Origin of the sequence: Leptospira vanthielii serovar Holland str. Waz Holland = ATCC 700522, from assembly GCF_000332455.1 — a bacterium.
Taxonomy (GTDB): domain Bacteria; phylum Spirochaetota; class Leptospiria; order Leptospirales; family Leptospiraceae; genus Leptospira_A; species Leptospira_A vanthielii.
This window is the reverse complement of the sequence record NZ_AOGY02000021.1, coordinates 1-12099: the sequence shown is the minus strand read 5'-3', so window position 1 is coordinate 12099 and position 12099 is coordinate 1. Positions and strand designations below refer to the sequence as shown.

11 protein-coding genes and 1 pseudogene are annotated in these 12099 nt (G+C 35.3%); 4 read left to right on the top strand and 8 right to left on the bottom strand.

What is annotated here, in order from left to right:
* Nucleotides 1-139: 139 nt before the first annotated feature.
* The gene (locus LEP1GSC199_RS03960; RefSeq protein ID WP_002977832.1) at nt 140-2650 is read left to right on the top strand and encodes an ATP-binding protein; all 2511 of its coding nucleotides are present in this window, start codon (nt 140-142) and stop codon (nt 2648-2650) included.
* A gap of 29 nt (nt 2651-2679) precedes the next feature.
* The gene (locus LEP1GSC199_RS03955; RefSeq protein ID WP_002977872.1) at nt 2680-3879 is read left to right on the top strand and encodes an EAL domain-containing protein; all 1200 of its coding nucleotides are present in this window, start codon (nt 2680-2682) and stop codon (nt 3877-3879) included.
* Nucleotides 3880-4044: 165 nt separating this feature from the next.
* Here the strand turns inward: LEP1GSC199_RS03955 and LEP1GSC199_RS03950 are convergent, their stop codons facing one another.
* The 6 genes from LEP1GSC199_RS03950 to LEP1GSC199_RS03925 form a co-directional block, all read right to left on the bottom strand.
* Nucleotides 4045-4386 (bottom strand): hypothetical protein, encoded by a 342-nt coding sequence (locus tag LEP1GSC199_RS03950; protein WP_002977826.1) that lies wholly within the window; start codon nt 4384-4386, stop codon nt 4045-4047.
* Between the two features lie 18 nt (nt 4387-4404).
* Entirely contained in the window at nt 4405-4674 is a 270-nt protein-coding gene (locus LEP1GSC199_RS03945) for a hypothetical protein (protein WP_002977924.1), read from the bottom strand.
* A 389-nt stretch (nt 4675-5063) separates the two neighbouring features.
* Entirely contained in the window at nt 5064-5609 is a 546-nt protein-coding gene (locus tag LEP1GSC199_RS03940) for a hypothetical protein (protein ID WP_002977918.1), read from the bottom strand.
* A 241-nt stretch (nt 5610-5850) separates the two neighbouring features.
* Nucleotides 5851-6468: an LIC11469 family lipoprotein adhesin Lsa20 gene (lsa20, locus tag LEP1GSC199_RS03935; protein WP_002977890.1), complete on the bottom strand. Its 618-nt coding sequence runs from the start codon at nt 6466-6468 to the stop codon at nt 5851-5853.
* Nucleotides 6469-6475: 7 nt separating this feature from the next.
* A complete protein-coding gene (locus LEP1GSC199_RS03930; RefSeq protein ID WP_002977843.1) occupies nt 6476-7945 on the bottom strand; it encodes an NADase-type glycan-binding domain-containing protein in 1470 nt (489 codons plus the stop codon).
* 62 nt (nt 7946-8007) lie between these two features.
* The gene (locus LEP1GSC199_RS03925) at nt 8008-8907 is read right to left on the bottom strand and encodes a thioredoxin domain-containing protein (RefSeq protein WP_002977926.1); all 900 of its coding nucleotides are present in this window, start codon (nt 8905-8907) and stop codon (nt 8008-8010) included.
* A 400-nt stretch (nt 8908-9307) separates the two neighbouring features.
* Here LEP1GSC199_RS03925 and LEP1GSC199_RS03920 point away from each other — a divergent pair, with 400 nt between their 5' ends.
* Both LEP1GSC199_RS03920 and LEP1GSC199_RS03915 read left to right on the top strand, forming a co-directional pair.
* A complete protein-coding gene (locus LEP1GSC199_RS03920) occupies nt 9308-9889 on the top strand; it encodes a hypothetical protein (protein ID WP_002977855.1) in 582 nt (193 codons plus the stop codon).
* Between the two features lie 110 nt (nt 9890-9999).
* Nucleotides 10000-10386, top strand: a complete 387-nt coding sequence (locus LEP1GSC199_RS03915) for a hypothetical protein (protein WP_002977888.1) — start codon at nt 10000-10002, stop codon at nt 10384-10386.
* An 81-nt stretch (nt 10387-10467) separates the two neighbouring features.
* Here LEP1GSC199_RS03915 and LEP1GSC199_RS03910 read toward each other — a convergent pair whose 3' ends face one another.
* Both LEP1GSC199_RS03910 and LEP1GSC199_RS21235 read right to left on the bottom strand, forming a co-directional pair.
* Nucleotides 10468-10938 (bottom strand): DUF2461 domain-containing protein, encoded by a 471-nt coding sequence (locus LEP1GSC199_RS03910; protein WP_269746514.1) that lies wholly within the window; start codon nt 10936-10938, stop codon nt 10468-10470.
* A gap of 16 nt (nt 10939-10954) precedes the next feature.
* Nucleotides 10955-11947, bottom strand: a pseudogene (locus tag LEP1GSC199_RS21235) (IS30 family transposase).
* Nucleotides 11948-12099 lie beyond the last annotated feature (152 nt).

Genomic DNA, 12099 nt, shown 5'->3' with positions numbered 1-12099 from the left:
AACGACCAAACACAAATCCAATAATCATAAAAATTAGTACAATTACCACTTCACAAAAGTTATATTTTGTGATTGCCATATTATAATTTCCTGTTTTTCTGATTCTCTACGTTTTTTCCACCGCCATGGAATAAGAAAAATGGATAAAAAATCACAGAGATCAAAAACCCATTCGAAAAACAATATAAAAAATCAAATTGATTTCCAGAAGATTTTTGAGTCTCTTTCTGAGCTTTATATGATCTTAGATTTAGATTTTAATATCATCGATGTTAGCGATGCTTATGCACAAGCAACTCTTATCCAAAGAGAAAATGTAGTTGGACATAACATTTTTGAAATATTCCCGGACAATCCCAATGACGAACTGGCTGATGGTGTTAAACAACTAAAATTTTCTTTAAATCAAGTGCTTAATTATAAAGTCGCAAGCACCATGACATTACAAAAATATGATATTCGTAAACCTGACGGAAGTGGCTTTGAAGTTAAGTATTGGAGTCCAAGAAATTCACCCGTATTAGACAAAGATGGCAACTTAATCTGCATTGTCCATCGCGTGGAAGATGTTACCGAATTTGTTTATCTAAAACAACAAAAACTAGAACAATCAGAGATTACTGAAGAGATGCATGAGCGTATTGCAAAAATGGAATCGGAAGTTTTTACACGTGCAAAAGAAGTTATTGAAAAAAACGAAGCTCTATTAATCAGCGAACAAAACCTTTCTATCACCTTGAGTTCGATAGGTGATGCAGTTCTAACTACTGATGAATACGGAATTGTAAATCGATTAAATCCTGTTGCTGAAGAACTAACTGGATGGTCAGAAAAGGAGGCAATGGGCAAAAAAGTAACTGAAATTTTAAAGATGGTTCATACACAAACACGTTTACCCAAAGACATTCCCATTTTCGAAGTATTATCAACTGGAAAATCAAAAGGAGATAACCAAGATTCACTGCTAATACATAGGAACGGAGGAAGGATAAATATTTCAAACAATTGTGCCCCAATTCGAAATAAAACTGGTCGCATCACTGGATCTATATTAGTTTTTCGTGACATTACTGAGGAGTTTGCAGCAAAAGCCTTTTTAGAGAAAGCAAAAGAAAATGCAGAGTTAGCAAACAAGGCAAAGGATTCCTTTCTTGCCACAATGAGCCATGAGATACGCACCCCACTCAGCGGCTTAATAGGGATGTTGGAATTACTCTCCCAGACATTACTTAGCATAGACCAGAAAAAAATGGTTCAGAGCGCATTAGAATCGGGGAATAGTCTACTTCGAATTTTAAGCGATATACTGGATTGGTCAAAAATAGAAGAAGGGAAACTTGACTTATCCCTACAACCAACATCTATTAGTCGAATTCTCTCCGAAGTTGTTACAACATATTCGCATATTGCTAACTCAAAAGGGTTATCTTTGAAATATAATATTGATAAGAATATTTTAAACTCACATCTTATGGATCCATTACGTGTTTCTCAAATATTAAATAATTTCGTTAGTAATGGAATTAAGTTTACTACGGTGGGAAATATTACAGTTTCCGCAGAGTTAGTTAAAAATCTCACACATGCTCAGCAGATACGATTTTCTGTAACTGATACTGGAATTGGACTTAGAAAAGAAGAACAATCAAGACTGTTTCGAAATTATTCCCAAGCAACTGCTGATACCGCCAGATTGTATGGTGGAACAGGTCTTGGTTTAGCAATCTGCCGGAGACTTGCTGATTTAATGGATGGCATTATATCGATTGAAAGTATACCTGAAATAGGCTCAACATTTAGCATTATACTTTCTCTTCCTGTAATTGATATTGATATGAACGATCTGGACTCATTAACAATGGAAGACAATTCCGTTGAACCCATAGTAGATACAAAATCCTATATCCCCAGAATTCTTGTAGTAGATGATCATTCGGTAAACTTAGAGTTATTAGTTCGGCAGATAGAAATGCTTGGTCTTCGTGTAGATGGCGCTGAAGACGGAGAGAAAGCAATAAAATTATGGCTCGAAAACAAATATGATCTCATCATTACCGATTGCCATATGCCAATAAAAGATGGATATACACTTACAAAGGAAATCAGAAAAATTGAAATCAATCGTCACCACAATAGAATCCCAATCATTGCCTATACAGCGAATGTTTTAAGTGAAGAAAATGAACAATGTTTGTCCGCAGGAATGGACGAAATATTAATAAAACCTGCACGACTCGCGATACTGAGGCAAACTCTTCTTAAATGGTTACCAAACTTATTAAAACCAAACTCAAAAGATTCTTTGGAAGTTTCCGTTAATACTGAATCGCCAATCGACGAATTTGAATTGAGAAATCTGATCACAGACAAAACTGGACAGATTTCAATTTTAAAAAAATTTAGAACGCATCATCAAGCAGACTTATCTAACCTTATTTCTGAACTATCTAAAAACAATCTAGACGAAGCCGCACATATTGTGCACCGACTAAAAGGTTCCAGTAAAGTTGTCAGTGCTAGAAATTTAGTGAATGGATATACAAAAATCGAATCACTTATCAAGGAAAATCAGATAGACAATGCATTAAAGGAAATTAAGAGAATGGAAGTAGACGTTTCAGAAATTGAGTCTTTCATTGATGGCTTATAATCATCAAATAACTTTATAAAGGTGGTATTATGAATACAAATGAATTAACTTTCTTAGTTGTTGAAGATGATGACTTCCAAAGAGAAGTAATCGTAGATATATTGATGCGATTGGGAGTACAGAAGGTTACCGAAGCTCGAACGGGTACCGAAGCATTAAAAATAATAAATGAAGTAAATTACAGTCCGATTGATATCATTCTTTGCGATTTAAATATGCCAGAAATGGATGGGATGGAATTTCTTAGGCATATTGGAAACTCACACTCCACTATCGCTACTATTATTATGAGTGCCTTGGATGGAGCTTTGATTGAATCTGTCAAAAAAATGGCCGGCGCTTACGGAACATATTTACTTGGTGCTATCGAAAAACCAGTAACACCAGCGCACTTAGAAGCATTATTTTCTAAATACAAATCTCAAGATTCAAAGTCAGGCAAAGAATCGCAAAATGGATCAAAATTTAGCATAGGAGAAATATTGGAAGGATTAACTGGAGGAGATTTTAATCCTTTTTTCCAGCCGAAACTGGAATTGGCAACTGGTAGATTGATTGGCGCCGAAGCTTTAGCACGGTGGATTCATCCACAACATGGGATTATTCCGCCGTATGCATTTATTGATTTGTTAGAAAAGTCCGGTAACATTGATATACTAACATTCATTATGCTAGAGAAGTCAACGAAAGCTTGTAAATTATTCCATACAAATGGACATCAAATTTCAATTTCAGTAAATCTATCTCTCACTTCGCTAGCAGATATAAAACTTGCGGATAAAATCACTCAAATTGTAAAAAATTTTGGAGTGGATCCAAAATACGTCACACTCGAAATCACTGAAACCGCAGCAATGACAGAAATTGCACCCGCACTTGAAAATTTAGCTCGACTTCGTATGAAAGGGTTTGGCCTTTCCATTGATGATTATGGGACGGGATATTCCAGTATGCAGCAGATTACTCGCATTGCCTTTACGGAATTAAAAATTGACCAATCGTTTGTTCGCGAAATGACAACTAGCAATGTATCGAAAGTACTAATCAATTCTAGTATCGAATTGGCTGCAAAACTTCAGATGAAGTGCACTGCCGAAGGTGTTGAAACTAAAAATGATTGGGAACAACTGAAAAGTATGAATTGTGACTTAGGGCAAGGTTATTTCATCGCAAAACCGATGCATTTTGATGATTTTTTGAAATTTTGCGATCAACAATCGGATTCTTAGATTGATAAACTAGATAAAATCTAATTCCAGCAAATGGAAGGGTTTGAAAAAGATTGTTTTGTGGTAATTGATAAATTTATCTAAAATTCTTTAATGAAGAACATTCAGATTCAAGGTAGTAATGATTGATTCTCATCGAAGAAAATCAATCATACTTAAAATTTACTATTTCTTTTTTGCTGGAGCAGAACCCTTTTCAATAACAGGAGTTCCTTCGACATAAACACAATTTAAGACTAAGTAAACGCCATGTTTTCCTTTTATTGTAACATCTTTTAGACCTGTAGCGCCTGGAGCTTTGCGAAGCGCATCACGAGCAGCTTCAGCGATACTTTGGTTATACCACTGATTATTAAAACCAGAATATCCACATTCGCTTCCTTCTACCGTTCCAGTTCCAACAACTTCTAAATTTGTAGGGGCCTCTAGAGAAAATTCTTTAAAATTACCTACTTTATAGGAACAACTTACTGCAAATGCAATTGCTAAGAATGACAACCATTTCATATTCATATTTTTCCTTATTTATTTCAACTTTCTTATTTGGGCACAAGCTGATGCAAATTCCGCATTCCATTGTAATCCAACATTTTGGTTTTTGACATTACCTTTAGCTTTAGCATCGCTAAGTACATCATCATAAATCCCAACGATAACTGTTGCGCATTTTTCACCCAAAACAGTTTCCGACAATGCAGCTGAATCATTTTCAGCTGGTACAATGTATCCAACTTTTCCGGCTGTAACACAATTTGACAAAAAAACAATAATTCCAAGAAGGAATATTTTTTTCATTTTTGTTCTCCTTAATATGGTTATATGGTCTTAGTCTAACTTTTCTGTAAAGAAAATAAAGCGTTAGTTGTCCTTTTGTTCTTAACTAAACTGTAATAAACAAAGATGTTTCAGGTAACCAAAAAAAAATTCGTATACTTCGGGGTCATGCTCTTTGTTCCAGGATAGATCACTTATTAATTTTGAGTATCTAGTTTAAGTATCGACGTCGATGTGGATTGAGTCGAATCAACCGATTGAAGTAAAGACAGAAATTATGATTTCAATCAAATTCAAAATCTAAAAAACCACCATGGAAAACAAATGATTAATATCTGTTCCCTGATGGTATTATGAATTGTTAATATTTCTGATTCCTTTCTGAATCATTCATCTGAAAATATTGATGGTTATTTTAATGGAATTACAGTTGAATTCTCATCCAAAAAAATCAACTTTTCTGGAACATTCACTTTTGGTAAAAAATAGATCAAAGTGCGAGTAGCTACTTCATTTGGCTTTAAAGTTATTGAATTCTCAATTTTCCCAGTCGCAAAATTATTACCAGTAGTATCTTCTTTTATGTCATTCCAAACATCAACTTCGAAATGTCTAACAAAGGCAGGTGAATTTAATTTTTTTGTTTCTTTCCCTTTATCATCCAAAACCGTTATGTAAGTCGGTTCCAAAGCGATTTTCGCAAAAACAACTTCATAATCAGTGTTTTTAAGATTTTTTAATGAAACCGTTACATGGATCAATCTCATCTCATCCGACTTGGGGTAAAAATTCGTTCCACCAGAGGCAAAACTATCTGGTCCGTCTGTTAGTTTTACCATCTCAATTTCTAAATTTTTGGATTTTGATTTCAGGTTTTGTTTTAAAATAACTGGCGTAGCACAATTGATTAAAACAAGAACGGGAAGAAGAAACAATGTTAGTTTAAGTTTTGTCATAAATTCAAATTTGATACCGAAAGGGTTGAGGTCAATACATTTTATAACAAACGTTAACCCAAATTAAACATAAAAAAATTAACCTAACTTACCAACAACGAATGACTAGTAAAATACAGATGCATATTTTGATACTGCGTATGCAGTAATCTATTACCTGAACCACACACATGGTGGATGTCAAAACGAAACTCAAGTTATTTACAGATTGAAAATTACATTAGCAGACGTTATCGTGTGGTTAATCCATTTCACTAGGAAGGGACCTCCCTGCACTTTTTTCAAACTGAAGCATTCGCTCACGACTGATACCAATTAGGTTGTGTTTCAAAGTCAACTGGTCACCTAAAAAATCAGGGGCCAGACGAATTTCCACCACACGAAACCAAGTTTCCTTTGGAAGAACGGTAAAGGCATGATTGACACACAAACATTTAAATTTGAATCCAAAACTATGTTCTGCAGGCAAGGCTGAATGGGGAGCTGCAAAAAAATACACCGGTGTATCAGTTGGATTTTTCATTACAAGTAGGAACTGTTTTTTGGAACCTGGTTTAAGAACCAATTTACTTTCGGGAATCAAATCGCCAAAGGGAGGTTGTTTTCCTTCTTTTACTGATCCTGTAGTCCATAAAGCGAGAGTTTGTGCCCCACTTGGCTCTCGAATTTCCATCTGTAAAGGAAGCATTGTGGTTTCCCACTGAATGTGAATCGAAACCTTACTTGTTTTTTGCGGATTGGAGATAGCAGGTTCAAGATGAGAATGTTCGTTTTTTTCGCCTTCTCCTCCGCAGGAGAAGGTAAGAAAAAAGAGAAATGACCAAATAGCAATTGTATGGCGATGTAATTTCTTTTTCATCAGAGTGTTATTCCAAACTGAGTTCCAAAGTAGAGAAGTCTAAATTTTCTGTTTTTTTAGAATTGGTTAAATAAAATTGTTTTCCCCGCATTTGTAAGGTAACAAACTCTTGGAAAATTTTTTCTGTATTGTTGGGATCTGGATTTTTGACAAGGTTACAATCTCGTCCGCATCCATTACAATCTCCTCCACCATAATCTAAAAAATTTGTAAAGGTTTGTTTGCGAAGGAATCCAAAAATCCGCATATAAATCTTTCCAGGAGAAATTTCTTTGATTTCATAATTTCCCATTCCATAAAAACGATGAGAACTTTCTTCATTAGCATCGTAATTGGTTCTGGCAGTGGATCCTTCCAAAAAGAAAGTTCCATCGGAACGAAGACGAATGGTCCAATCAGAAGATGTGGGTGGATCTAAGTTCTCCTCCACCGCAACTTCCGTTTCTGCTCCCGCTGGTAAATCAGAGATGGTTTCATCAACAACTGCCAACACTTCCCTTCCCGTCAAACCACGATTGAGTACTTTACGTAAGGAAGCTTTTGCAAAGGAATCAAAGTTTTTGGCAGCCGTATCTTTTGATTTAGGGAGAGTGTCCATTGCGAACCAGTCGCCATCATCACCAAAACGTAACTCTGATAAGACGATCCCTTTTTCTGTTAAACCTGGATAAATTTCTTCGACTTTCATTGTTAGCTTTTTACCTTTGAAGGGAATGGGGAGTTGGATTTCTTGGCTTCCCATGGTATCTTCTAAATTGATCTTTGCCGAATACTCATCATCCCCTGTTAAAAGAAAAGATTTTACTCGACCATTTTTAATACAATGAACGTCGGAACGTTGATACCCATTCCAAATTTTCAAAACCGATATTTTTTTCTTCTCCGCAAAATCAAAGTTAAATGTAACACCTACTCCACCTTTGACCGATGAATATCCGTTTTCATATTTGGAATCAAAAAGGTTCATAACCGAGTATGTAGGTTCTGGAGATGCCGTTTCAGAAGCGGAGACCGAACCTGCGATAATCTCGGGTGCATACGTTCTATATGTTCTATTCTTTTCATCGTAAAACTTAACAGACTTAAGACAGATGTTTTGGTTTCTTTGGAAGTTTAATGTAACAGACCTTGCCTGCACCACTGGATCAAAACTTACTTCAGAATTTGATTTCTGAATATCAGTACTTGCATAAACTTCGTCAAAATTGACATAGGCAGCAATACGGTCTTTGAATGGTCCTGAACAGGATTCAATCGAAACCTTACTCAAAGAAAAGGCATTGTCTGCATAAAAATGTAATTTGACAAACTCTGCACCTGGTTCCGCTTTCCATTCTTTCCCATCTAACACAAGAAAGGGGAGACCGTTTTCCATTGATGTAGAAGTCACCATAGAAAAGTGGAGTTTTTTACCACAATTCACTGTCAGAAGAGCAAGTAAGATCAAAGGGGGAAGCAAATACGATCTAAGTTTCATAACCAATCCTTACAAAATGTGGATCAAGGAGATCTCATTGTACAAAGAAGGCAAGATATTTTTTAAGGACTAGTTGTATCTTTCAAAACCCGTTCCCAGGTCTCGGCATTTAGGGCACCGACAATCCACCTACCATTCACCCAATACGTGGGAACCGAGCTCACTCCAAATGCAGCACCTTCTTTCATATCACTTCGCACTTGGGAAATATATTTCTGAGAAAAATTCTTCGCCTGGCACTCCTGAAAAGATTTCCATTCAAGAACTTGCAAATCCTCACCACGCATTATTTTTTTGGAATTAGAATATAACAACTGTATATGGTTCTGGAAATGATCAGGATCTTTTTCCCACAAACAACGACCGAAAGCCAAAGGAAGGAGTCCTTCATCAGAATCTCCATCCAAAGGAAAATCTTTATGCACATAAAAAATCTGTGATTTGTACTTTGACAAAATATTCTTTGTATGTGGGAAACTATCTCTGCAAAAAGTGCAAAGATAATCGCTCCATTCAACAATCACCCATTTGGCATTCGGCGAACCAAACTTAGGTGATAATTTAACATCCAGTTGTTTCAAAAGATTCGAATTGGTTGTTTTTTGTTTTAAAGAAACTCCCGCTTTGTGGAATATGCGGCTCCAAACAATGCGGTTACGAATTGAATCCCTTTGTCGATCAATGACGTCAGTATCGTCAATATGCATCGGTAGTATTTTTTTCTCTTTTTGCCAATACAAATTGATTTCTTTTTCTGATACATTCGATCTTTCCCATTCTTTCCACTCAGTCAGAGTTTTTTTTTGAAGTTGAGCATGTGTATTTAAAATCGACAGATTTGAGTCAGAAGACAATGAATGTTTTACTGTTTCTTCAGAGGGAAGATTTTCGGGAAGATACAAATTCTCAGAAGGATTCTCACTGCAGGAAACAATAAATAGGAATAAAAAGAAAAATACCACAACGTAAATTTATAAAATTCTGAACTCACTGGGACAACTTTTTTTAGGGACTTGAATGCAAATTTTAATGCTAAATTGGAAAGAACTCTGCGCTCATTCTAATTCGAAAAAAAGGGAAAAGTTTAAAAAAGATGATCCATTTTTGAAAGTAGAGAATCGTGGGACGAGGTAATAAAAAATTTCACCGAGGATCTCACAAAACACTCACCGTTTTTATTATTCAAATCTTAATTCCGTAGCGCTTAATATGACAATCGTTAGTTCTTAACAACCCTTATTGAATAGTAGCCAATTTATTTCTCCGAATTCCCGTCCCAGGACGACAAATCTTTTTATTCAAGTTATGGTTAATATAACTTAATTAATCTGATTGGATTAAATCCATCAGAAGGAGAATCCATTGTTAAAACCTTCTATAAAAGAAAATAAAATACCGAATCAGTATTTATCACCTTTATTCTGTTTGTTGTTTGTGTCATTATTGCACTGTGGTGGCGACGGTTACGATAAAAACAAGAGTAAGTCTAACGATTTATACACTGCTATTTTATTAAGCCTCCCTAAAGCAGAGGAAAATTTACCTCAACCAGCCATGAATACGGTAGAGATTACAGTCGGAGATACAAAGTATACCAAAACACTTGGCGTTTGTCGTGGTGATTTGAATGTGAATGGAAATGATAATATTATGGTTCCAGGGAATGACCAAACGTTACCTCTTTTCTATCTACATAAAGTTGATTTCACTGCGACTACAAATGTATTCCTTACCCCACAAGGACCAACTTTTATATTTAATATTGATATGCCAGGAGGTGGTGGGTATGATCCAGCAGTCGTTTGCGAAACAAAGATCTTGGAAAACAGCACAACAATCTATGACATTCAGGTAAAAAATTGTGCTGTAGATAAAATCTTTGGTGCGGTTACTCCTCCAACCAATACGATTTCTTTTCGAGCTCGTTGTACCAAGGGACTGTAACTAAAAAACAACAGTAAAACATCACCTTTTTGATGTTTTACTGTTCTCTAAGAAATAAAACTCTGGCATTTCCATCAATTTCTGTTTCATTTACCTCCGAGGTATTTAAAATGAATTTTATCTTTTCCCATATCAAATGGATTATGCTTGTTTCCGGGATCATCACTTGTTCCATGATCCTTTCTGCACTACACCCCAGCTTAGGACTTACTTTAACTTTTGGGGAAACTCTCAGCGGTGATTTATCCAATATCATTGTTCGGAATTGGGGAGCTCTCATTGCCCTTGTTGGAGGGATGCTGATTTATGGAGCTTATAACGAACCAAATCGCAATTTGGTTCTGGTCGTTGCTTCGATTAGCAAAAGCACTTTTGTTATTCTCAATCTTATTTATGGAAGCGCCTACTTTGCAAAATCAGGACTGGCTTTAGTGTTTGATTCTGCTCTTGTGATTATTTTTGTTTTGTATCTTCTTTTGCATAAACCAAACAAATAAAAGAAAAAGAAGATACAGAAAAACTTAAGAAAGAAAATCAATCGATCCATTCATGGCATAGGTAATCAATAAATTTTGTCTTTATTTTTTACCCATCGCCTCTTCCAGAAATTGATTCAAAGGATATAAGTTTCTAAATGATTTCACAGTTTCCTTTGCAAAGTCATTGGAAGTTAAGTCGGTATTTTTTATTTTTTTGGCCACAGCAAATCCTTTGTATTTTAATAGTTCGATCATGGGATGGTCTTTAGCAAAACCTTTCGGTACCGTTTTTAATTTTTCAGCATAAAACTCTTTTCCAAAATCCTGAACAAACTTACGCTCGTTCAAAAGTTGTTGGATTTTTTTTGAATCGGCAATCATCCTTTCTCTTATTTTATACAATGATTTTGGATCCGGTTGATAACAGCCACCACCGATTAAGGATCCGTTCGGTTCTATGTGCAAATAATAACCAGTGCCTTCTATTTTTTTACCTCCACCTCTAATAAAAATTCCGAAATGAGTTTTATAAGGACTTTTGTCCTTTGAAAATCGAACATCTTTATAGATTGATAGATTCTAAAGTTTAACGCAACACTTCCTTTATTTTTTCCGCGGGAGTTTTCCAGCCAAGCGTTTTTCTTGGACGCTCATTTAAAAGCTTTTGGACTCTTTTCAGTTCTTTTCTTGATATATCATTAAAGTCAGTTTTTTTAGGAAAGAAATCTCTTATTAGCATATTCGTATTTTCACAAGTCCCCCTTTCCCAAGGACTTCCCGGATGACAAAAATATACTTTCATTTGAGTATCTTTTGTAAATAGCTTATGGTTACTCATTTCTTTACCTTGATCATAAGTTATCGAAAGTCTAAGCTCTGTTGGCATTTTTTTTAGTTCCTTGGCAAAACTTTTTCTGACGGTCTCAGCATCTGTGCTTGTTAAAGGAACCAGTATAACATTTCTAGTAGTTCTCTCTACAATTGTACCAATTGCACTTTTGTGATTCTTTCCAATTATCAAATCACCTTACCAATGTCGTGGAATTGATCTTTTTTCAACTGATTTTGGTCGTTCTTCAATGCTTATCATGTCTGGTATTTTACCTCTATTATCAGTATTTTTCGACTTTTTGTAGGGTTTCATCTTTCGGCGTAGATAGCTTTGCAATTCCTTTTTTAGTTCGCCTCTCGGTAAAAGATAGATATAAGTATAAATAGTTTGATGGGAAACTGATTCTGTAATTCCGCTTGGCAGATTTTCTTTTAAAGACATCTCTATTTGCTCTGGTGACCATTTAAGTTCTAATTTAGATTTTATAAATTTTCGTAAATTTGGATGTTTTTGCAACTTTATTTTACCAGAATTTCTGGAACTTTCATTCTTCTGTGAAATGATTTGAGCATTTGATACTGAATAATTAATGAAAGAATTTCTTGAATAACCTTTAGATAATTCTCTGGAAATGCTTGAAGGACTTCGATTCAGTATCTTAGCTATACTTCTAATACTTTCCTCTTTAAATCGCATCTCAGCAATTACTTCCCTTTCTTTCAAATTAATTCTTGTATAATGATTCATTTATTAACACCTTATTCATTAGATTATCGGTGTTGCGTTAAAAATTTGATTCTACCTTTGTATTTATGAACTGTATTCCGGAAAAGGCATCTGACGACGGTTCTGCGGCTGCAATGTTGATTTTGGTGACAGAGGCAGTTTCTGCTTCCGAA

What these genes read in the sequence shown, in the direction of transcription:
- lsa20 (WP_002977890.1), bottom strand. Translation starts at nt 6,468, where the DNA reads ATGAAAAAGAAATTACATCGCCATACAATTGCTATTTGGTCATTTCTC.
- LEP1GSC199_RS03960 (WP_002977832.1), top strand. Translation starts at nt 140, where the DNA reads ATGGATAAAAAATCACAGAGATCAAAAACCCATTCGAAAAACAATATA.
- LEP1GSC199_RS03915 (WP_002977888.1), top strand. Translation starts at nt 10,000, where the DNA reads ATGAATTTTATCTTTTCCCATATCAAATGGATTATGCTTGTTTCCGGG.
- LEP1GSC199_RS03955 (WP_002977872.1), top strand. Translation starts at nt 2,680, where the DNA reads ATGAATACAAATGAATTAACTTTCTTAGTTGTTGAAGATGATGACTTC.
- LEP1GSC199_RS03930 (WP_002977843.1), bottom strand. Translation starts at nt 7,945, where the DNA reads ATGAAACTTAGATCGTATTTGCTTCCCCCTTTGATCTTACTTGCTCTT.
- LEP1GSC199_RS03945 (WP_002977924.1), bottom strand. Translation starts at nt 4,674, where the DNA reads ATGAAAAAAATATTCCTTCTTGGAATTATTGTTTTTTTGTCAAATTGT.
- LEP1GSC199_RS03950 (WP_002977826.1), bottom strand. Translation starts at nt 4,386, where the DNA reads ATGAAATGGTTGTCATTCTTAGCAATTGCATTTGCAGTAAGTTGTTCC.
- LEP1GSC199_RS03940 (WP_002977918.1), bottom strand. Translation starts at nt 5,609, where the DNA reads ATGACAAAACTTAAACTAACATTGTTTCTTCTTCCCGTTCTTGTTTTA.